The organism is Burkholderia sp. PR2 (assembly GCF_052372875.1).
Taxonomy (GTDB): domain Bacteria; phylum Pseudomonadota; class Gammaproteobacteria; order Burkholderiales; family Burkholderiaceae; genus Burkholderia; species Burkholderia diffusa.
This window is the reverse complement of sequence record NZ_JBQRWH010000002.1, coordinates 481290-502694: the sequence shown is the minus strand read 5'-3', so window position 1 is coordinate 502694 and position 21405 is coordinate 481290. Positions and strand designations below refer to the sequence as shown.

General features: G+C 60.3%; 21 protein-coding genes and 1 pseudogene. 14 read left to right on the top strand and 8 right to left on the bottom strand.

Annotated features, from left to right (window positions below; all coding sequences use genetic code 11):
- The first annotated feature begins 409 nt into the window (after positions 1–409).
- The 5 genes from ACT2FV_RS13935 (at position 410) to ACT2FV_RS13915 (ending at position 3297) form a co-directional block, all read left to right on the top strand.
- A complete protein-coding gene (locus tag ACT2FV_RS13935; RefSeq protein ID WP_124906028.1) occupies positions 410–835 on the top strand; it encodes a PRC-barrel domain-containing protein in 426 nt (141 codons plus the stop codon).
- Positions 836–1012: 177 nt separating this feature from the next.
- Positions 1013–1210 (top strand): CsbD family protein, encoded by a 198-nt coding sequence (locus tag ACT2FV_RS13930; RefSeq protein ID WP_124906022.1) that lies wholly within the window; start codon positions 1013–1015, stop codon positions 1208–1210.
- Positions 1211–1479: 269 nt separating this feature from the next.
- Positions 1480–2418 carry a hypothetical protein gene (locus ACT2FV_RS13925; protein WP_151047980.1) on the top strand — a complete coding sequence of 313 codons (939 nt, stop codon included), beginning with the start codon at positions 1480–1482 and terminating at the stop codon, positions 2416–2418.
- A gap of 232 nt (positions 2419–2650) precedes the next feature.
- Positions 2651–2854, top strand: coding sequence for a hypothetical protein (locus ACT2FV_RS13920; protein ID WP_444504116.1), 204 nt, complete (start codon positions 2651–2653; stop codon positions 2852–2854).
- Entirely contained in the window at positions 2851–3297 is a 447-nt protein-coding gene (locus tag ACT2FV_RS13915; RefSeq protein ID WP_444504115.1) for a hypothetical protein, read from the top strand. The genes ACT2FV_RS13920 and ACT2FV_RS13915 overlap by 4 nt, the downstream gene beginning before the upstream one ends.
- Positions 3298–3877: 580 nt before the next feature.
- Here ACT2FV_RS13915 and ACT2FV_RS13910 read toward each other — a convergent pair.
- The 3 genes and pseudogenes from ACT2FV_RS13910 to ACT2FV_RS13900 all read right to left on the bottom strand — a co-directional run bounded on the left by ACT2FV_RS13910 (position 3878) and on the right by ACT2FV_RS13900 (position 6455).
- Positions 3878–4192: a hypothetical protein gene (locus tag ACT2FV_RS13910; protein WP_059602377.1), complete on the bottom strand. Its 315-nt coding sequence runs from the start codon at positions 4190–4192 to the stop codon at positions 3878–3880.
- 205 nt (positions 4193–4397) lie between these two features.
- The gene (locus ACT2FV_RS13905) at positions 4398–4781 is read right to left on the bottom strand and encodes a type II toxin-antitoxin system VapC family toxin (protein WP_444504278.1); all 384 of its coding nucleotides are present in this window, start codon (positions 4779–4781) and stop codon (positions 4398–4400) included.
- Between the two features lie 181 nt (positions 4782–4962).
- Positions 4963–6455 (bottom strand): annotated as a pseudogene (locus ACT2FV_RS13900) (ISNCY family transposase).
- Between the two features lie 443 nt (positions 6456–6898).
- Between ACT2FV_RS13900 and ACT2FV_RS13895 the strand changes: the two are divergent.
- The gene (locus tag ACT2FV_RS13895; protein ID WP_444504114.1) at positions 6899–8119 is read left to right on the top strand and encodes an ISL3 family transposase; all 1221 of its coding nucleotides are present in this window, start codon (positions 6899–6901) and stop codon (positions 8117–8119) included.
- Between the two features lie 84 nt (positions 8120–8203).
- Here ACT2FV_RS13895 and ACT2FV_RS13890 read toward each other — a convergent pair whose 3' ends face one another.
- From ACT2FV_RS13890 to ACT2FV_RS13880, 3 genes are all read right to left on the bottom strand, one after another.
- The gene (locus ACT2FV_RS13890; RefSeq protein WP_151049169.1) at positions 8204–8524 is read right to left on the bottom strand and encodes a DUF4148 domain-containing protein; all 321 of its coding nucleotides are present in this window, start codon (positions 8522–8524) and stop codon (positions 8204–8206) included.
- Positions 8525–8780: 256 nt separating this feature from the next.
- Entirely contained in the window at positions 8781–10130 is a 1350-nt protein-coding gene (locus tag ACT2FV_RS13885) for an ATP-binding protein (protein ID WP_151049179.1), read from the bottom strand.
- Positions 10130–10792: a response regulator gene (locus tag ACT2FV_RS13880; protein WP_151049166.1), complete on the bottom strand. Its 663-nt coding sequence runs from the start codon at positions 10790–10792 to the stop codon at positions 10130–10132. Before ACT2FV_RS13880 ends, ACT2FV_RS13885 begins: the two co-directional genes overlap by 1 nt.
- A 162-nt stretch (positions 10793–10954) precedes the next feature.
- Between ACT2FV_RS13880 and ACT2FV_RS13875 the strand changes: the two genes are divergently transcribed.
- From ACT2FV_RS13875 to petA, 5 genes are all read left to right on the top strand, one after another.
- A complete protein-coding gene (locus ACT2FV_RS13875; RefSeq protein WP_151049164.1) occupies positions 10955–11329 on the top strand; it encodes a cytochrome b562 in 375 nt (124 codons plus the stop codon).
- Positions 11330–11373: 44 nt separating this feature from the next.
- Positions 11374–11940, top strand: coding sequence for a cytochrome b (locus ACT2FV_RS13870; RefSeq protein WP_151049162.1), 567 nt, complete (start codon positions 11374–11376; stop codon positions 11938–11940).
- Positions 11941–12679: 739 nt separating this feature from the next.
- Positions 12680–14146: a trypsin-like peptidase domain-containing protein gene (locus tag ACT2FV_RS13865; protein ID WP_444504113.1), complete on the top strand. Its 1467-nt coding sequence runs from the start codon at positions 12680–12682 to the stop codon at positions 14144–14146.
- Positions 14147–14197: 51 nt separating this feature from the next.
- On the top strand, positions 14198–14632 hold the full coding sequence (locus tag ACT2FV_RS13860) for a carboxypeptidase regulatory-like domain-containing protein (protein WP_239007462.1): 435 nt from the start codon (positions 14198–14200) through the stop codon (positions 14630–14632).
- A 106-nt stretch (positions 14633–14738) separates the two neighbouring features.
- Positions 14739–15356, top strand: a complete 618-nt coding sequence (petA, locus tag ACT2FV_RS13855) for a ubiquinol-cytochrome c reductase iron-sulfur subunit (protein WP_151049173.1) — start codon at positions 14739–14741, stop codon at positions 15354–15356.
- Positions 15357–15398: 42 nt separating this feature from the next.
- Here the strand turns inward: petA and ACT2FV_RS13850 are convergent, their stop codons facing one another.
- Both ACT2FV_RS13850 and ACT2FV_RS13845 read right to left on the bottom strand, forming a co-directional pair.
- Positions 15399–16268 (bottom strand): ADP-polyphosphate phosphotransferase, encoded by an 870-nt coding sequence (locus ACT2FV_RS13850; RefSeq protein WP_151049171.1) that lies wholly within the window; start codon positions 16266–16268, stop codon positions 15399–15401.
- Positions 16269–16340: 72 nt separating this feature from the next.
- On the bottom strand, positions 16341–18713 hold the full coding sequence (locus ACT2FV_RS13845) for an HAD-IC family P-type ATPase (RefSeq protein ID WP_444504112.1): 2373 nt from the start codon (positions 18711–18713) through the stop codon (positions 16341–16343).
- Positions 18714–19011: 298 nt separating this feature from the next.
- Between ACT2FV_RS13845 and ACT2FV_RS13840 the strand changes: the two genes are divergently transcribed.
- From ACT2FV_RS13840 to ACT2FV_RS13830, 3 genes are all read left to right on the top strand, one after another.
- Positions 19012–19206: a hypothetical protein gene (locus tag ACT2FV_RS13840; protein ID WP_151049158.1), complete on the top strand. Its 195-nt coding sequence runs from the start codon at positions 19012–19014 to the stop codon at positions 19204–19206.
- A 443-nt stretch (positions 19207–19649) separates the two neighbouring features.
- On the top strand, positions 19650–20309 hold the full coding sequence (locus ACT2FV_RS13835) for a carboxypeptidase-like regulatory domain-containing protein (RefSeq protein ID WP_151049156.1): 660 nt from the start codon (positions 19650–19652) through the stop codon (positions 20307–20309).
- A gap of 427 nt (positions 20310–20736) precedes the next feature.
- Complete coding sequence (locus tag ACT2FV_RS13830; RefSeq protein WP_151049154.1) at positions 20737–21132, top strand: DUF302 domain-containing protein; 396 nt, start codon at positions 20737–20739, stop codon at positions 21130–21132.
- Positions 21133–21405: the final 273 nt, after the last annotated feature.

The following is a 21405-nucleotide window of genomic DNA, read 5'->3' as shown; positions in this document are numbered from 1 at the left end:
ACAGTTCGGATGTGTTCTCCAGCCGCATGCCCGGTACGCGCACCGAGCACACATCGACACAGGGGGAGCCTCGGCACGGCACGTCGACGCGCATCGTACATGCGTCGCGCTTCCAATGTCATCTCGCCGACAGCAATGGATACCGGGGCCGAAAGCCGGTGCTGCTCGAGGCGATGCGCAGTGTGATACGGCAATGATCCAGGCTGGGCATAGCGCGGAAACCAGCGCGCATTTCAGCCCGAAACGCTGCTCGAATCGAGAATGTTTCGGCCCGAATGACGGCGGGCGATTGCAGGCGAAGCGCGCATCGTCCCGGCTCGGAACAGAGCCCGATCGGCGCGCGCTTCGCACCGTCACGCTGGCCGGCGACGCTCGCCGGCAATTCGTGCAACGAATACCGGAGCTGATCATGACACCTGTTTCTCCCAGCAATCCACTTCCGAGCAACGGCAGCGGCGCCCGCATCATCGGTCGCGCAACCACCACAGGCGGGCCTGGTCCTGATGTCATGGCGGCTACCACGCTGACCGGCGATAACGTCTTGTCATCCGATGGCAAGGAGATCGGGAAGGTCGTAGACATCATGCTAGACGTTGGCAGCGGCAGGATCGCGTACGCCGTGCTGTCGTGTGGCGGTTTCCTCGGGATAGGCGACAAACTTTTCGCGGTGCCGTGGAGCGCGTTCACCCTCGATACCGGCAAGAAATGCTTCCGGCTCGACGTAACAGAAGAACGGATGAAGAGCGCATCCGGATTCGACAAGGACCATTGGCCTGCGGTGGCGGATTCGCAATGGGGCGGGGCGCTTCATTCGGGTAATACGCCGCCGATGTAGCGGCACGTCAGCAGGAGGCTCGGCCGGCATTCCGCCATGCACGCGCCAGCGTGACTGCGGAATGCGGTGAGCGATTGCTGCTTTTTCAGATTCTGCCGTATCGCGTGCATCGCTCGATGCGCTCATCGCGACGGGCGGCAGGTCATCCATCCAGCAGCTGTGACCGGAGCATTCGCAATGAACAAGGATCAAGTCAAGGGCGTCGCGGAGAAGGCAAAGGGCAAGGTCAACGAGGAAATTGGCCGAGCCACTGGCGACACGAAGCAGGAAGTCAAAGGCGATGCCCAGCAAGCAGTCGGAGAAGTGCAGAAGAAGTACGGCGACGCCAAGGAAGCGATCAGGCAGCAGGCGAAGCAAGCGAAGAAGACGCATTGATCGCTGTGTCGGCCGCGACAGATGGATGCCGCGATACTGCGGCATCCATCGCCGCACAATCGCCGCAGTCGGGCGTTACCTCGTATCGCAGATTGCAGGACAGAACGTAGAGGCGCGGATCCTGCGCAGGTCTTTCACCCAATGTATTGGCGCCGGGCATGCCCGTGCGCGCCGCGACGCGCGGCGACATCCGCCAGCCGCGTCGACGAAAGAAATGTCTCGCGTTCGATCAGCCTAACGTGCATGCCGTCGCGAGCCGGAGCAAATCGATGAGTGCATCTGCCGGAAGCCCAACCAGCCACGCGCTACGCAAGGTGGCGCTGATGGCGTCGATGCTGATGGCGTGCAGCCTGCCATGCCTGGGAGGGACGCCTGCGGACGGTGCGGACGAGGCGACCAACTTGCGAGAGGCTTACCGGCAACTGATTCCCCGGCTCGATCACAACCAGTTCGAGCGCCCGTTGTATCTCGACTCGGAAGAATCGTCTTCCACGCTCAAGGGTGAGGTCTACGCGGTGATGGCCTACCCGTTCGCGACCGTCAACGGCGCGTTCAATGACCCTTCGCGAGGCCCGTTGAACTGGTGCGACGCATTAATCCTGCACCCCAATATCAAGTATTGCCGTACTACCGACGCCGGCGGCGGCAATATGCTGATCGTGAACGTCAGCAAGAAGGAAGTTGCCGAGGAGCTCAGCACGACTTACCGGGTGCAATTCGAATACGACGCGGCGACCACCGGCCCGGGATACCTGCAGGTCAAGCTCCATGCGGACCGGGGACCATTGAACACCCGCGATTATCGGATTGCGCTGGAAGCGGTGGCGCTTGGCGACAATCGCACGTTTCTGCATCTGACCTATGCCTATAGTTACGGCGTGATCGGTCGTCTTGCGATGAAAACCTATCTGGCCGCCTTCGGTCGCGGCAAGGTTGGCTTCACCAACATCGCCGATCCGTCCGCGGCTCAGGCGGAATACATCGGCGGGATGCGCGGCCTCATGGAGCGCAACACGATGCGCTACTACCTGGCCATCGATGCGTATCTCGGCGCGCTGTCCAGCCCGCCCGGCAAGCGACTCGAGCAACGCCTGACCGACTGGTTCGACGCCAGCGAGCGATATCCGCGACAACTGCATGAAATGGATCGGCAACAGTACATGCAGATGAAATATGACGAATACTTGCGGCAGCAGACCGAGCAGTAGCGCTGGGGATGAGCCTGCGAGATACGCGCGCGCCGGCGCCGGCGCACTGCGATTCGTCATGGAAATCGTTTCGCAAATCGGAGGTTGGCGGGTGCGGTTCGGCTTCGAGTGATCGGGCGCACGTTCGGATCAAGCGCCGGGGTCCATGTGGCCATAGCGCGCAGGACGACTCGGGATGCGACGCGTTACATCGCTTACGGTCGGGCCGTCGTCACCGAAACGGAGCTCCACCATGAATGCAATCACACGGGTTCTAACCGCCGCGCTTGTCGCCGCGGCATCAGCCTCGCTGTTGTCGGATCGCAAGACGGTCGGCATGCACCTGCGCGACAAGATCGGCAGAAAGATCGCAGATTGGAGCGTGCCTGTCCAACCGGGGCACGTGGTACGGGTGACGAGCACGGGGGACCTATCAGGTTCGCGCAAACTGCCATGAGAAAAATCCTCCTCAATGCACTGGCCGCATTCTTTGCGGGCGGAGTCTGGCTTGCCCCCGCGCCGAGCCACGCGTATGCGCTAGACGCTCAGTTCGACTGTAAAACCAACGCGCACGCGTTCATCGTGCGCCTGTTCAATCACGGCTATATCGATCGCGATCCGATGCGGGTCGAACAGAATTCGATCAACGCATTCCGGCCTACCAGTGACGCCGCGCTCACGGTGTTCGGCTTCAGCGTCTATGCCGTATTCGCCTATGAGCAGTATGACGCGCTGTTCAGGCAAGGAAGCGGCCACCCTCTGCCGGGCTCGATTTACGGCGTCGTCGTCAAGGCGCCGATCGATTCGGTCGAAGAGCATTCTCGGCTTGCGGGCAGCAAGGCCGTCGCGCATCAGGTCATTCCATTTATTCTCACAGCCATCGTCTGCGCAAGGCCCTGAGACTGGCGCTGCACAAGCCGCGCTAACGGTGCTTGATGTCACGTGGGGAAACCCTTGACGGCGATTGCATGGAGCATCCGTTCGTCACGCGCGGGTTCGCCGCAACCGCGCCGAACCTTTAGATCGCAAACTCGGACATCGTCGTCGAGCGAAACGCGCACCAGAACACGCCGGTAGGTCGTGGGACGGTACGATCGACAGCGTCAACGACGTGCGATCTGTCCACGAGAGATGGTTCACCGAGATCTGGTTGCCAGTGTCAATGCTCGAGTCCCATACGGCGCGTCATGGAGCCACATGGTTCGCATTCCTCTTCGATTTTACATAAGCTAAATCGTCGATGGGGCGCACGTCCCCGTGGTGGCCTGGACGCAACGTGCAGGGAAAGATGGCGAACACGTCTCGGTACCCTGTCGCGGCCCACTGCAGTTCCCCCTGTTTTAGTAGCTGCGCAGCTCGATTCAGTCCGACGTGTGGTTCCAACTCGACGCATATGTATTCGAAAGCGTGCGCTGGATATTCGCACCCCGGCCTCAAAAACAGGAGCAACTCTTCCGTCGGCTTCCATTCCGACCACCTTTTACGCGTCTTTCAGCCAGGGCATTTCCACGGGTGACACGACCAGTTGCCGGAATTCGCGTTTCAGATCGAAGATGAACCCGACCAGGATCATGGAGTCGGCGTAAGGAATCGGAAAGACCTGCGGATTCTCCGGAGTCCGCAGGGGGCGCTCGGGCGTGTCCGCTGTCGCCGCGGCATTCTCGCGAACGCTTTCCAGTTCGTCCGCCATGGCCAGGCCACCGACTTTCAGCACACGGCTACGCAGGTCGCTGAAGGGTTCGATGCGCGCGGCGTCTTCGTGGTATTCGGGTACTTCGTAAACGAACCAGGACATTTTGATCTCACATGAGAAGGGGCGATATTCTAACGCTGCGCGAGAATCTGCCGAAAATCGGCCATGTTGTGTGATGGCCGTGGTCGCTGCGGGGCGGGCTATAGGGGCGATTACGATCCGCTGCCTGCATTGTGGCCGTCTAGCGCTTGCTAGTGCGAGCAAAGGAATGTGGTGGCATCACTGCAGAAGCCGGCAACTGCTTCGCTCAATGCAGGTCTGGCTGTAGGTAGTGACCCCCGAATTGCTCCGCCAGTTGCACGAGCCGACGATCGCGCGTCCAGAGCTTAGTGCTCGGGGTCAGCAGCACCGACGCCAGCAGCGTGCAATCCACCGCACCGCATCCGCGCCCATACAGCTGTTCCCGCTCAATCCAGTCCGCTACCTCGCCTGGCGTCGCGAGGCGCGTTTGGCGCAATAGCGCGAGATATCCTAGGGTTCGGGCCCCCGGTTCGGGCGGCGTCCCGCACGTGAGCTCGAGCATCACTAATGGATGCGTCAAGACATCATCGACGCGCAGCAGCTGGATAAGCGCCGGTAGCGGTCGCCGGAAATGCTCGACCCAGACGGACGTGTCGACCAGAACACTCATCGGGCGGCTGTGAGTTGCAGTCGTTGCGCCGGCGCCGTATGCGTCGGCCAAGACCGGGCTCGCAGACGGCATTTTCTTGCGACCCTATGTCATACCCGGATTCAAATGTCCACCTTCCAGCTATTTAAAAATGTCCGGTTTCAAGGTGGGTTTTGCTACTTCTGTTTCCTCGTTTTGACCGTTACGCAGTGTCGAAGGTCGGCGCTTGAACGGGCAGGGCGCTCTCGGTTGTTTCACCGGCCTTTGCAGACCAACGGCCAGGTTTATTTGCCGGCTTGGCGGTTCGCCGACGTTGCGCCAGATCCACGATCACATGCTCGACGTCGGCCTGCGTGATCTCGCGTTGCTTCTTCTTGCCCGGTTCAGCCTCGTTTCGACTGGTTCGCGTCGAGTCGCCTCGGTGTGTTCGAGACGGAGCTTTAGCGATTCGACTGTTATCGCGTTGCGCCTGAAGGGCTTGCGCGACCTGCAGCACATGACTCAAGCGCTTGTGCTCGACGACGGCACCTTGATCGATTTCAGCCAGGCGATCGTACTGCCGGCAGCGCAACACACGATCGTCAGCCCGGATCTCGATCCGCCCATCCGGGTACTCCCAGACCTCGATCTGACGGTCGATCAGTTTCCGGTCGGCCGGCGTGTCTTCCAGCAAGTACATCACCCGGTCGTACTGCATCGTGAGCGACTTCGTCACTTTGCGCGGCTCGCGCCACGTCAGCACCAAGTCCAGACTCTCGTCGGACCGCAGCGGCCGGTGCGCATTGAAGTCGCTCTTCGGCGGCTTCGCGAAGCGCGCGTTGTAGGCGGCCATGAAGGAGGGCGCGTAAGCGTTGGCGTCGGCCACCGTATTGATCCCGCACAATCGCATCTCCTTGACCAATCGATCCTGCAACGTCAGGTGCGCTCGCTCCACGCGTCCCTTGGCCGAACTGCTGTTCGCACAGAACATGTCGATGTTCAGCTCGTACATCGCCCGCCCGAACGGCGTCACGCGATTGCCAGGCTTGCCCGGTGTCGAAACTCGGAACACGTTGGCCTTGTCGCTGTAGAACGCCCCGGGATTGCCGTGCCGTTCGATGTACGCTCGCGTTGCTTCGAAGTAGCTGAAGGTCGATTCCGTCTGTGTGAAGTGCAGCATCATCAGTCGACTCGTCGCGTCATCCACATACACCAGCAGCGTGCAGGCCGGCGCCCGTTCCTCGAACCATCGATGATCGCTGCCGTCGATCTGGATCAGTTCACCCAGGCAGGCCCGCCGTGCTCGCGGCTGATAAACCTTCGGCGGCCGTTTTGTCGACACGGAATCGACAAACCAGCCTCCGTCATCAGTTTCCTGACCGTCTCCTTGGCCAGCTCGATGCCGTGACATTCCCAGAGCTTCTCGCAAGCCAGCGTCGGCCCGAAATCGGCGTAGCGATCTCGGATGATCGACAGTGCCCGGTCGGCGGCTCCTGGGTCCAGGCGACGGTTGCCGGGCTTCGATCGGTGTCCCGACACCAAACCTGCCGGACCGTGCTCACGTAGCCGGGCGACCAGCCGGCGAACCTGCCGTGTCGTCAACGCCAGCCGTTCTGCCGCACGCCATGGGATGAGCTTGCCGTCGGCTACGTCCTGAATGACCTTGAATCGGTCCAGCTCGCGCATCGTCATCGTGATCCGTTCCGTTGCAGCCATCGCACCTCCGGCGCCGGACACCCGGCGGCCGGTCAGCTTACGCGGCCCGAAAGCGGACATTTCCATGTAGCCAAAAGCGGACATTTCAATCTGGCCACTACAACCAAAAACGTTGATCATCAGCATTATGTTAAATAATTTCGAAGTCCGACGTTAATCGCTAGTTTGCGTTTAATGATTCCTTAAGCGTCGCGTGTCAAAGTACCGTTTCGAGGCTACAACGTGATCACGCAAGTCATGTGTCGGTCGTCCACGCCGAGTGACGGCAAACGCGGCAAATCAACCGCAGTACGGTCCCTGATGTTCGGAGCTTGTCCGTCTGCCGCTCTCGTTTGACCCGGTTCGATACCGGGTCTTTTTTTGGTTCATCGCGGGAAACCGTGGAGCGTTTGAGGGGGATTGCGTAACCTGACGCCTGACTTTAAGGACGTCAGGAGGAGCAATTGCTCGATCGCAAGGCACTTCAGGCACTGGGCTGCTGGACGGGCTATCGGTTAGAGCGGGTGGAATGGCCGGAAGGAGAAGGCCGTACGCTATCGCTGCATTTGAAGCCGGTCAGCAAGGTGATGTACTGCGAGCAATGCGGTGCACGGTGCTATCAAATCCACGAGACGACGGTTCGCCGCGTGCGCGATCTGCCGCTGTTCGAGTACCGGGTGGTGCTGCACGTCCCCCGCCGCCGGGTCTGGTGCGAACGCTGCGACGGTCCGCGACTGGAGAAGCTGGCGTGGCTGGGCCGTTACCAGCGAGTGACGGAGCGATTTGCCAAGGCCTGCGAGAAACTGCTGCAAGCGGCCAGCGTACAGGCAGTGGCGGCCTTCTACGATCTGGGCTGGCACACGGTCAAATCGATCGACAAGATGCGCTTGCAAGCGCGTGTGGCTGAGCCGGACTGGTCGACGATCCGCTATTTGACGATGGACGAGTTTGCACTCCATAAAGGCCATAGGTATGCCACGGTGGTGGTCGATCCGATCGGCCGGCAGGTGCTCTGGATTGGATCGGGACGCTCACGCGAGACGGCCCGCGCCTTCTTCGAGCAGCTTCCTGAGGGTGTCGCCGAGCGCATCGAAGCAGTCGCGATCGACATGACCACGGCCTACGAGTTGGAAATCAAGGCGCAATGTCCGCAGGCCGAGGTGGTCTACGACCTGTTCCACGTCGTGGCCAAGTACGGGCGCGAGGTGATCGATCGGGTACGTGTGGATCAGGCCAATCAGTTACGCCATGACCGGCCGGCCCGCAAGGTATTGAAATCCAGTCGCTGGCTGCTGCTGCGCAACCGCCACAACCTGAAGCCCGAGCAGTCCGAGCATCTGAAGGAACTGCTGGCAGCGAATCAGCCCTTGTTGTGCGTCTACGTGCTACGTGACGAACTCAAACGGCTCTGGTTCTACCGAAAGCCTGCCTGGGCGGAAAAGGCCTGGGAACACTGGATCGAGCAGGCCCGGCAAAGCGGGATTGCCGCGCTGCAACTGTTCGCGCAGCGCCTACAGGGTTACTGGCACGGAATCCTCGCCCGCTGCCGCCATCCGCTCAATACCAGCGTCGTCGAAGGCATCAACAACACCATCAAGGTAATCAAGCGTCGGGCCTACGGGTATCGCGACGAGGAATACTTCTTCCTCAAGATCCGCGCCGCGTTCCCCGGTAATCCGCGATGAACCTAAATAAACGACCGACCGATGACTTCCGAGTCCAATTCTGAATACTCTACCGCGCGACTCGACGGTCGCATGTGCTTGGAGTCAATGATGCGCGTACAACGAACGCGACGAAGCGTGGCGCTGGATCATGGACCCCGAGCCGAACCCGGCCGGCTGGGCGGGCCCATAGCCCGACGCATCGGCTTGCGTAGCGGTTTCCGAAGACCGGATGCGAGCCTCGGCCTGCTGTATAGATTGTGGATAGTGAATGTCCTTTCGCGCGGGGTTGTAACCGGCTTTCTCGACCTGCACGATCTGGGCGCGAACTTCCGCCCTGGTCAGGCCACCGCTTGACTGAGAAGCGAATGCGAGCGCAGGCGAAATAGCCACGGCCAGAATAATGGTACGGATAGCGAACTTCATGATTTCGACCTCCAATGAACTGAACCGGCATCCGAGAACACCTCTTCTGCCGTAAGGACAGAATGCTCCGTTCAACATGAAGGCAATGTTAACTGCGCACCCTCGAAGGCATGAGCCGCGAAAGACACAGGCAGACTCCGAATCGCCCGCCCGGTGCCGTACGGCTGAAATCATGGCAGCGTGCGCCATCTGACGCCGCTGGACCTCGACCGTCTCGTCCGGACATGCGATCGACCGTCATACCGTCGATGCCAGGTCAGGTCGACACAGGCAACGTCACCCGCACGCCGAACCCCTTCCCGTTCAGCCCGTCGATGTAAGCGAAGCTTCCCCCGAGTTTGGCCACGATGCGCGCGACGATGGACAGCCCCAGCCCGCTGCCGCTTTCGTCGTGATCCTCGCCGCGAAAGAAGCGATCCTGCAATCGGGACAAATTCTCGTCCGAGACACCCGGACCGTCGTCCCGCACCTGAAGGACAATCGTGCCCGCATCTTGCCACGTTGCGATCTCGACGTTCCCCTGCTCGCGACCGTACTTGATCGCATTATCGACGAGGTTGTCGAGCAAGACGCGCAACAGGGTCGCCGGCGCATGCACGATGGCACGACCGTCGGAGCGCGATGTCAGCGAGATCCGTTTGCGATCCGCACGCGCCTGGTGGTCGTTCACGCATGTCTGGACCAGGCGCGCGAGCTCAATGTCCTCGCCGGGCACCGGTACCGTCTCGTCAAGTCGCGCCAGTGCAAGCAATTGGTCCGCGAGATGCGTGCTCCGGTCGACGCCCTCGACGACCCGTTGCATCGCGCGCCGCTGACGATCCGGATCGCGCGCCGTGAGCGCGACCTGCGCCTGAACCTTGAGCGCGGCGAGCGGGGTCTTGAGCTCGTGTGCCGCATCGCTGGTGAACGCGCGCTCGCGATCGAGCGAGGCGCGCAGACGGTGCAGCAACGTGTTGAGCGCGGCGACCAGCGGCCGCACCTCGTCGGGAATGCCCTTCGTGGCAATCGCATCGAGACTGTCAGGGGATCGTGCCTCGATCGCCTCGGACAGTGTCCGTAATGGCGTCAGGCTGCGACCGATCGCCAGCCAGATCATTATGGCCAGTACGGGCAACGCGAATGCAAGCGGCCGCGCGACGCGGCGGGCAACCTCGGCGGACAAGTCCGAACGATGCGTGCGTTGCTCGAAAATACGCACGGTGCGGCCGCGCGCGTCATCGGTCAGCACGTAGGCGTGCCACTTCGGATTACCGAACCGGATCGGGCTCGATGCCGCGGCGGGAAATACCGGCAGATCGAGCGATTCCAGCCCCGGACTGGCCGCCAGGATTCGTCCGCCGGCGTCACTGACCTGATACAGCATGCGCGGCGATGCATCGTTGTCGCCATCGTTGTCTTCGCCCGAGCCGAGGACGATGTCCGCAAAGGCCGGGAGATCGGATGCATCGAGCGCGACGAACGCCCTTGCGATCTGCTCGATGCGGGTTTCGTCCCATTCCTCGGCTTCGTGAATCGCCTGCCGGTAACTCGACACCAGCGAGTATGTCCAGACCACCACGACGCCCGACAGCACGAGCAAGGTGAGCCGTTGCCGGATCGAGCGCATCACGATGCTTTCTCCACCACGTACCCGACGCCGCGAATCGTTCGAATCAAGTCGCCCCCCAGCTTCTTGCGCAGATTCGAAACATGCACTTCGATCGCATTGCTTTCGATCTCCTCGTTCCAGCCATAGAGGCTGTCCTGGAGCCGGGCGCGCGAGAGCGGGCGACCCTGGTTGGCCAGCAGTTCGACCAGCAACGCGCATTCGCGCGACGTCAGCCCGATCCGTTCGGTGCCGCGCGTCACCGTCATCAGTGCGGGATCGACCGACAGGTCGCCGTAGTCGATCGTATCGGTACCGCGCCCCTGCGAGCGCCGCACGAGCGCACGACAGCGCGCGATCAGCTCGGTCAGGTCGAACGGCTTGCCGAGGTAGTCGTCGGCGCCCGCGCTCAAGCCGTTCACACGGTCGGCCACCGTGTCGCGCGCGGTCATCACCAGCACCGGCGTATGGTTGCCGCGCTTGCGAATCCACTCGAGCAATTCGATTCCCGACATGCGGGGCAGGCCCAGATCGAGCACGACGAGGTCGTACGGCGTGGTTTCGAGCGCCAGCTGTGCATGCCTGCCGTCGTGCGCCCAGTCGACTGTCATGCCGGCTTCGATCAGACCGTCCTCTACCCCGCTGCCGATCAGCTTGTCGTCTTCCACGAGTAGCACCCGCATGTGTCGTGCTCCAGTTACGTCGGACATGGCGTCATTGCCGCACGATAACCGCAGGCACCGGCAGGTATCAAGCGAGCCGCGGAAAAATCCGGTCCTTAAGAATCCGTTAACGTCGACGCCCTATGGTCGCGGTCACCGACACCCGCAATCGAATCGACGGCCATGAACCGGCTACCGTTCCGACTCCGTTTCTGCGCCACGCTGGGCGTGCTGCTTTCCGTGGCTGCCGCGCCGGCCTGTGCAGGCGAGATCAAGACACTGATGAGAGACATGAAGCATGCGATGCAGGGGGCCATGGCCAGTCGCACGACTGCGGAAATGAATGGCTATGTGACCAGGCTCGAAAGCGATGCTCAACAGGCGAGCCGCCAGCGGTATCGCGACGATCAGGCGACCTACGATGAAGGCATGCGCGCATTGAGGGACGAATTGACCGAAGTCGACCACGCCATCCAGGCCAACGATCTGACCGCTGCAAAGCAGGCATTGCGGCGGGTCAATAGTACGAAAAAGCACTATCACGACCTGCTCGGCTAATCCGACCCCGACACATTTCTGGTCACTGAACAGGCACGCCCGTCATGAAAACCGTTACCCGCTACCCGCTGTCGATCAGTCTGCTGCACTGGCTGCTGGCCGTCGCCCTGATCGGCAACCTGATCGTCGGCTTGCTGCTGGACGACAACGAAGATCTCGTCAGCCTGCACAAGTCGATCGGCATCTTCATTCTCGGACTCGTGGCCGTTCGCATCGTGAATCGGCTTCGCACGCGACACCGGCTGCCGCCGTCGGTCAACCCGTCCGGAACGCTGAACCATCGCGCCGAGCGCACCGTCCACGGCCTGCTCTATCTGCTGATGCTCGTCATTCCCGTGCTCGGCTGGATAAAGACGAATGCGGCCGGACACACGGCCAACTGCTTCGGACTCTTTTCACTGCCGACGCTCGTGCCGAAAGACCGCGCGCTGTCACACTGGTTGGGAGAACTGCATGCGCTAACGGCTTACGGACTGGCTGCGCTGGTCGGCTTGCACGTGCTTGGCGCGATAGCACACCGGATATTCACGTCCGAGAACGTTTTCCCGCGCATTCTGCCTGTTCCGACGCGCATCACCCGGCAGGAAATTTCATTGGGTGACGACAACTGAACGGTACCTTCGCTTGCGGAATGTTCGCGCAAAGCTGCAGGAAAAAGTATGTCATTACCTCGCGACCATCGCTTGGCGACGACGTTAAGCCGTTACTTCACGCAGATGACCTGCCGCGTATCGTGCGAAAGCAAGAGGACGCAAGTGGATCGTCGTGGTCGACGAGCAGACCGCGCAGTTTCGGTTCGTCGGAGAAGTTGGATTCGCGGGTTGCTTGCAGGCAAAAGCGCCAAGTGTGCGGGGAAACACGCGTCGCCCTCGTCGGCCCCGTGTACTACCGACCTTCATCCTGCCGTACCGCGGCGGCCTTGGCCGACCTTACGGCCCCCTTCCTTCCTGTAGTCGAAAATGAGCGGTTTGCCACCTTTCTTCTGATCATTGACTTGCCTGAGGTGCGGAGACCCGTGGGACTCGCCAGGACTGCCCTTGCACCCCGAAGAAGCGCCGCGCAGTTGGTTTGAGCATCCATTGACAGATCCTGACGTGGACACTCTGGGCCTTCGAAAAGCTCCCGATCATCGTCGTTGCCCTGCCTGCCAGAAAAGCGTAATCCAGAACGGCGTGCGGAGTTGTATAGCTGGATGCCGCGGTCATCCCGCCAACGTACAACTGATCAAGTAGTCATGTTCTTTAAGCGCAATTTAATTCTGGGGACCTACGGTTAAATTGTCGCGCCATGAAACAGCCGTACCGGTCGTTTTGGGCCATACGATCGGTGCTGCGCGACGGGAGCATGGACATGGCAAAAATCGGATTCAAGCGCATCGCGCTGGGTGGTCTGGCCATTGCAGTCTTGTCGGCGAATTGCATCTCTAAGGAAATGCTCGCGCCGGTACTGACAATACGGGCTCCGCCAGGAGCACTCGCCGCAAAACCACAACTGGCGGCCTACCCTGGGATTGCTTCCGACTTCGAGAACTTGGCTCGGATAGCAGGACCTGTCGTCGTTACCGTTATGGTGACTCAAATTGACAATACGGCGAGCGTGAAACAACTGTGGCCTCCGCCGGACATCACAAACGATCCGTTCCTTCGTTTCTTCAGGAAATTCTCCTCCGCACCCGACGGTGATCACGGGACCTCCGCACGACAGCATGCCAGCGGCTTCATCATCTCGCCGGACGGTGACATCCTCACCGATGCCAGCGACATTGCGGGCGCCTCAAAGGTTACCGTCACCCTCGCTGATGGTCGAACGTATCGCGCCAGGGTAATCGGTAGCGATCCGGCCAGCGGTGTCGCGCTCCTCCAGATTCATGTCAACGGGTTACCGTTCGCCAGGATTGGATCGTCATCCTCTGTCAAAGCAGGCGAATGGGTCGCGTCGATTGGTTCCCCATACGGACTTGGAGGTTCGATCGCCCGAGGTATCGTAAGCAATACCTGCCGTTTGCTTCCGGGCCAATCGTACGCTCCGTTAATTCAGACGGATCTTACCGAAAACGTCGGGGACGGTGGTAGTCCGCTCCTCAACCTCAAGGGTGAAATCATCGGCATCGAAACGCCTCTTCCGGACGACGGCAACGCTCACCAAGGCCTTGGCTTCGCGATACCAATCGATGAAGCCATGAAGGTCGAACGACAGTTGAAGTTACACGGCAAAGCTACACATGGACGGATCGGCGCAACAGTTCAAGAGGTGACAGGACCGCTTGCCAGATCGTTCGGGCTGATGCGGCCGAACGGTGCGCTCGTCGCGTCGGTCGACTCGGGCGGCCCCGCAGCGAAAGCAGGGATGCGAGCGGGAGACATCATCGTTGGCGTCAACGGCAATGTGGTTTCCGATTCGACGCATTTGCCGGCAACAGTGGCCGATCTGAGTCCCGCTACTGCGATCGATCTTGCTTATTGGCGAGATCACGCTGTGCGCCATGCAACGCTGGTTCTGTCGTCGATGAGCGCCCACCAGATGTCCGTCAACACAATAAACCACTCGTCTGCCGGCACGTACGGACTGGAGGTACGTAATTTGACTCACGACGAGGAATGGTCAACTCGAGTCCAAGGCGGCGTAGGCCTTGACCAAAGCAGCGGAGCGGCAGCCTTCGCCGGGATTAACCCGAGCGACATCATTCTGAAGATTGGCAACGCACCAGCGAGAAGTGCCGCCCAGTTCCCCAAGCAAATCGCTCGTTTCAGGCGTGCCGTAGCGCTCATTGTCGACCGGAAGGGCACGCGAATGTTCGTCACCATGAACGTGAGTTGAAGACGTTTCGATACAAGCACGTTGACATGGAGCACACTCGAGGAGGCAGTCATGAAGTACTCGACCAGAATGGCGCTCGGCGTCACGGTAGCGACGATCGCAGTTTTTGCCCATAGCGCATTGTCCGCTGAGCAGGCATCGCTGCCACCGCCTGAACATTCCGCCAAGGTTACCTATCTGTCAGGCGGCATCGGTAGCGATCAATCGGCTGAAATCAAACAGGAGATGGGCAAGTATTCGCTCGTGCTTGAGTTTGCCGGACACACGAGCAGCGGGAACGACTATCTGGCAGATATCCCGGTACAGATCACCGATGCGCATGGCAAGACTGTGCTCGCGACGGTGACTACGGGGCCATTCCTGCTTATATCGATGCCAGACGGTCACTATACCGTGACGGCCACGTACCACGGGCAAGTCATGCATCGCAACGTCGACGTGCGCGCATCTTCGCATTCCCGCGCAGTGTTCGTCTGGGCGATGTGACTTGGCATCGGGACGCCGAACCGATCCGTTTGACCAAGGTTTCAGAAACGACGGCGTCCCGGAAAACACAAAAGATTGCTGTCTCGAAGGATTTGACATGGACGAGATGCCGATTGAGTCCGCAGGACCAGACGTCAATCGCCGTCGTTGGCTCATCGCGACCTCCGTTGCGAGTGGTATCGGCGGAATTGCAGCGGCAATTCCTTTTGTGGAATCGCTGATGCCGCCAGCCAGTGCGCTCGCCGCAGGCGCGCCGGTCAAGGTCGACATCAGTCAATTGTTAGAGGGCGCGATGTTGACGGTTGCGTGGCGTGGAAAGCCGGTGTTCGTCGTCGACCGCTCACAGACTATGCTCGAAAGAGTGATCGAGGCGACTCCACTAGTCGCTGACCCAGACTCGTTCCACTCTTTCTCGATGCCACTGCCGAACTATTGCAAGAACCCCTTCCGCTCGCGTGCCGACCATCGGAACATTCTCGTCGTTGTTGGCGTATGTACGCACCTCGGTTGTACGCCAACTCCCCGGTTTCAATCGGGGCCTCAGCCAAACCTGCCCGATAACTGGCCAGGTGGCTTCTTGTGTCCATGTCATGGATCAACGTACGATCTCGCTGGACGCGTATTCCGCGACAAGCCGGCACCGCAGAATCTCGACGTTCCACGCTTCATGTTCCTATCGTCGACCGAACTGCTGATTGGTCAGGATGAACAGGGGGCGGCATAGTTCTATATCACTTCTTGTGTCGATCCTCGAAGCCCGCGAACATCAACCTTCGAGCCGCCTGCGAATTGCTTGCAGCTCTCGTCGCCGGCTCGCTGTCGATTTGGGGTAAGTCATCTTAAGAGACTCGAGTGCGTCTAGGATGATGAGAGAAACGATCAAACGCGTGTTCTTTTTGTCGTCGGCGGGTACGACGTACCAAGGCGCACAACGGGTACTCGTTGCGGCGAGGCATTGCTCGTACGCCTTTCTATACTGCTTCCAGAATTTTCGCTCCTCGATATCCGCCGCACTGAATTTCCAGTTCTTGTCCGGATCGTCGATGCGGTCCAGAAAGCGGCGGCGTTGCTCTTCCTTGGAGAGGTGAAGAAAGAACTTGATGATACGCGTTCCATTTCTTTCGAGGTGGCGTTCCAGATCCACGATCGACCGATACCGGTCCTGCCAGATCGCTTGCTTGTCGAGCGACGCATCCGGCATCCCTTCGCCTAGCAGAATCTCCGGATGGACGCGGACGATCAGAACCTCCTCGTAATACGACCGGTTGAAGATGCCAATTTGCCCACGCGCTGGCAAATCGCGGGTGGTGCGCCAGAGAAAATCGTGTTCCAGTTCAGTGGGCGTGGGATGCTTGAAACTAAAAACCTGGCATCCCTGCGGATTCACGCCCGACATCACATGTTTGATCGCACCGTCTTTGCCAGCCGCGTCCATTGCCTGAAAGATCAGCAAAAGAGCATGCCGGTTCGATGCATAGAGCAATTGCTGCAGCGAACTCAGTCGTGCAACATGCGCGGCGAGTAGGTCCTGGTAGTGCTTTTTTGAAGTGTACAGAGGATCCACCTTCGTTGGCCATTTTCCGAGAATGACTTCATTGCCCTCTTGCACACGAAAATCTTCAGACCTAGTTTTCATCTTGATCCCGCTTACGGTCATAACCGCATCAGTCACCGCCAATCCCGACATCAACAAAAACAATGCTTCGCACTATGTGATCCTCAGGTGAGCGAAGACAGGAATCTTCAGAACGGTCAGCACGAGCGAAAAAAACACTGCTGCAGCAAACACCCCCGCTACTACTGCGACGGGCAACGGCGTCATCGCAATTCCCCCAACGGCAAGGATTACCGCAATCACGATATCGGCACCCGACGACGCAACCAGCCAGAGGCTGGGACGGGAACCCCACATACGCCGGCGGTGACGAATCGCGTAGAGCGTCGCCTGACAGCCGAAGACGAGAACCAGGAAGGTCAGGGTCTGGAGTGCACCAGCGCTCAGATCCAGCGCGAACCTGCCAATTGCCAGCGCACCGGTACAGAAAGCCAGCAGGGCGAGACCTATGACCACGCCCGCAATCGTCAGATTGCGGATTCGCCACGTATTAGGCGAAGGCGACGGATCCACGTTGTCCGTCGTCAACGACATGGCGAGAAAATCCCCTGCGATCATCAGGATCACCATCAGCAACGGGGTCAGGATCGCGTGCCCCGTCATGACCAGACCGAACACCAATAAAAGCGCAGTCACAATCTTCTTGGTGATCGAATTCAGCGTGTAGGTCAGCATGCGCTGAAACGTCACGCGGCCCTCTTTCACCGCTGCCACGATGCCGCTGAGCCCGGGTTCGGTCAGCACCATCCCGGCGGCGGATTTGGCGACGTCGGTCGCCGTCGACACCGCGATGCCCATTTGCGCCTGGCGCAGCGCAGGCGCGTCGTTGGCGCCGTCGCCGCACATGCCGACAACATGGCCGCTCTGCTGGAACGACTTAACGAGCTTGTATTTGTCTTCGGGCAGCACGCCGGCGAACACCGCGAATGCTTCCGGCTTTACGGCGTCTGGAATGGGACCCGGCGGACAGATTGCGCCGTCGAGACCGACCGCGTGGGCGACAACCCCCGCAGTCGCTGGCGCGTCCCCCGTTACCATTACTGCGCGCACCCCGAGACCGTGTAACTCCGTGATGAGCGCGGCCGAATCGTCGCGCGGCGGGTCACTCAGCGCAACCATCCCGACAAGCTTTAGTGCCGCGGGTGCGCCTGCCGCCACCGCAAGCACCCGAAAGCCCTTCCCCTCGAGTTCACTGGCCAACGCCGCCGCTGTCGGCGACGGCTCCGCAAGCCCCATTATGACCGCGAAGGCGCCCTTCACAATCCGCTGCGCACCGCCAGTGGAATCAGTTACGCTTGCTTCCGACATTTTCTTCGCCGGATCGAAGGCGGTGAATTTGACCACCGTCGGTGCATCGGATGCGACATGGCTCGCGGCGGCCGCGCGAATCGCGGTGTCGACCGGGTCTTGCCCCCCTTCAGCGCTCGCCAGTGCCGCGAGCGTCAGCACATGTTGGTTATCGAAGCCGGGCATCGGCTGCACAGTCGTGACTGTCAACGCGTTGCGCGTCAATGTGCCCGTCTTGTCGGCGCACAGTATGTCCATAGTGCCTGCCTCGTCCACGGCGGTCAGGCGTGTGGACAGTACACCGCGCCCTGCAAGGGCGCGCGCGCCGAGCGCGGCCGATAGCGTGAAGGTAGCTGGCAATGCCACCGGAATCGACGCAAGCACGGCCGTCAGCACGAGCGGCACGATATCGGCCAGCGGCATGCGAAGATACAGCGCGCAGGCAAGCAGCATCGCAATGACAACGCCGCTGAATATCGCCAGATTACGCACGACAAGTAATACCGCCTTCTGCTGAGAGCTCACCACATGCGCAGTACGGACCAACTCCGCCGTGCGGCCAAAGCGGGTATGTGCCCCGGTCGCGGTTACGGTAGCCACCGCTTCACCTCGTCGTACCTGCGCGCCTGCAAATGTCTGCGCGCCGGCCGCGGCTTCGATCGGCACTGATTCGCCGGTAAGCATCGAATGGTCGAGCAGTGCGTTGCCCGAGACGAGCTTCATATCGGCAGCTACCACGTCGCCCAGCGACAGCTTGACTACATCGCCCGGCACCAGGTCCGCGGCTGGAACGATCGACCATGCGCCGTCGCGCCGTACCGACGCGTTAAGCGCAAGTCGCGATTTCAGCGCATTCAGCGTCGCCTGTGCGCGGCTCTCTTGAAAGAGCCCGAGCGCGGCGTTGAACACGATGAGCCCCGCAATGATTCCTGCCTCGACGAATTTTCCAAGGGCACACTCCAGCACGATGGCGGCTTCAAGCATCCACGGCACCGGCGCCCAGAACTTTCCGAGCGCCATGCGCACCGGGTGGGCCGAGGTATCCGGCATCGAGTTCGGACCGAACTCTGCGAGCCTACGGCGCGCCTCGGCGCTGCTCAATCCGCCTGCCTGCGGTGCTTTTTGCGCGCTTGCAGCATTGGTTGCCGAAGCGGTCTCGTTCACCGCGCCTGGGGCCATGGGGTTCTCCAGAGTTCTCGTGATTCGGCGCTACGACATCCGGTGCTTATCCGCCGACACTTCTACCAGCAACGGAATCAACTCACCGCCTCAGCCCGAAAGTTGGCTGCGGGAAAAACGCTAAAGTAGCGGGCATTCCCGACAACGGTCCTGATGAATACCACCGGGTTGAGGGCCATGCCGCTATCGTCGGCAGTTGCGTACCTAGTGTAAGTTTGATCTCCCTTGAGCGGCATGACGGAATGGAGGCAGTTCGTAGGGCTGAATGCGGTGTTGATTGCTCCAACCGGAAAGCTGCATGGAATTCAAGGTCGCACAACCATACAGCCAAGCTCAGGAATACCTCCTGCAGGAGATCCTTCGCGACTGCGCTATCGCCGACCCGATGAGTTATATCCCTGGACTTCCGATCGATATCGGCGCCACGCCATCCGAGCGCACCCATTGGGTGAAGTTGGTCATCTTGGGCTCCTGCAACGTAAGCGACGTCTGATTCCCGGGCCAGCCTCGCTCAAGATCACGTACTGTATCGTCTGACTCATGGGTGGCACAGTCAATAGATAGCTAGCGTGTTGTCACGCTGTCAGGTTTCGCGATCGCCCTGATTGACGCACCTCAATGGCCTTAACGCGGCTCGACGAACACTCGCCGCGCAACGAAGGCAAGGTATGGCATCAAACATGGATGCCCGTGGAAAACACCGATCATGAAATCGCCAAGCTTTGGCAACACGTTGCTGGCTCGCAAGAGCAGCTGTGTTGCAAGCACCTCGCATGACGCCGCGCGCATCCGATTGACTTATATCAAGCGACTGAGCGTTCTGCTGTCCGACTATCGTTCGCATACACCTCGCCTCGCATCTGGAGATCCAACATGCTCCCTCCTCTATCCAGGCTCTCGACGGCCCTGCTGATCGCAACAGCGTGTGTAGCATCCGTGACGACCTTCAACGCAAGTGCACAGCCGGCGTCGGGCGCGCGTGAAATGCAGCCCTATCAGTTGTTCAGTCCGGGCGAGCGGGCCACATTTTGCGAGCAGATGCACAGCGCCAAGACGCCCGAAGCCCGTCGAGCCATCGCGCAACGAATGCACGATACGATGCTTGATCGAGCGAATGAGCAAGGCGTCGCGCTTCCATCACCTATGCGAAACCGCGTCCCGATGATGGGCGGTGGTATGGGCATGGGCTATCGGGAAATGGGCTGCGCGCCCGACAGCAACGGCGCTGCAACCGCCGACAATCTGTCAGAGCGATACGACCACGGCATCGCGTATATCACGGGTGGTGTTGGCTTGGACGAGGTGGCTACGCTGCGCGGCATCGCCTCGCGTTACAGCATGCGGGCTCAGTTCGCGTCTGTTTCCGGCGAATCTCTGTCGGGCGTGCTCCTGATATTCCGCAAGATGGACGGGACGCTCGTGTTCTCCGCGACATCCGACGGGCCATACATATACGCAAAAATGCCGCCAGGATCCTATCGAGTGACAGCGACATCCGAAGGGGTAGAACGCAAGCGAACCATCACCGTGCCAGGGCGTGGCGGCATCAGCATCATGCTGACATGGCCGACCGCGCTTTCCGGCGTGGCGCACTGACATCGAGTGGTGCATGACGGGCTCGGAAGCAGTTTCATCAAGACTGCCGACTCGGCTGCAAGGTGGTCCAAGGAGTCATGAAGCAGCCGATTTTTAGGGCCGCTTCATGAATGTCGGTACGTCGCTCGAATCGGATACGGAAACACCGGAGGTGCTACAGCGACACATCCGGGCGCTCGGTGACCCGGCGCCCGTTCCCACGACCGCACCGGTGAGGTTGCTCGCGTCCGACAATGCATCGACGGATGCTGTGCTCGTGCAAAATCCAGCGGAGTCGATCGTGATCGTAACCACGAGTCATGTAGCCGCGCGTGGGACGGTTTAGTGGTAGTCCGCGACTGCGCAGTCGCGTCTTGATGCCCCCCCGGATCAAGCACTTGAGTAGCCCAGCTGGATGCCTGGCTTCGCTCGTCACTGGAGAAGAACCATGAGCAGCGTGTCGTACGGATTTGGTAAAACGGTTACATGTTCGTTCGATGAAGCAATCGAGCGGGTCAAACACGCACTCTCCGAAGAAGGCTTCGGTATCCTTAGCGACATAGATGTCGCCGGGGCGCTCAAGAAGAAGCTTGGCGAGACAATGCCCCCCTATCGCATACTCGGGGCCTGCAACCCATTGCTAGCCCATCGCGCGCTACAAGCAGAGCCGGAAATCGGCCTCTTGCTGCCCTGCAATGTCGTTGCTCGGCAAGATGCAGCAGGCGTGGTACACATCGATGTCATCGAGCCGACCGTGATGTTCGAACTGGTCGAGAAACCGGATCTGGCCGCGCTCGCGGAGGAGGTCAGCAAACGTCTCAAGTGTGCGCTGAACGCAGTCTGACGGACACGCAAGTTTGGTGGCGCTATTGACGTGACGCATCGAGCGCCCGACTTCATCTTTCCGGACCCAGCTTCGGTGATACCGCACCGCACGTTCAATCGTGATGAAACGTGACGCAGGAAGCGCTTGCGCGGGCGGGTCCATGGCGAAGGTGTGCCGGGCTCACTATGCTGAAACCCACGGCAATGAAACTGACCATTTCCTGCGATGCAATCCCCGCCGGGGCTAGCTTGTGAAATTCCAGCGCGACGCCGAAAACAGGTAAAGAGTTTC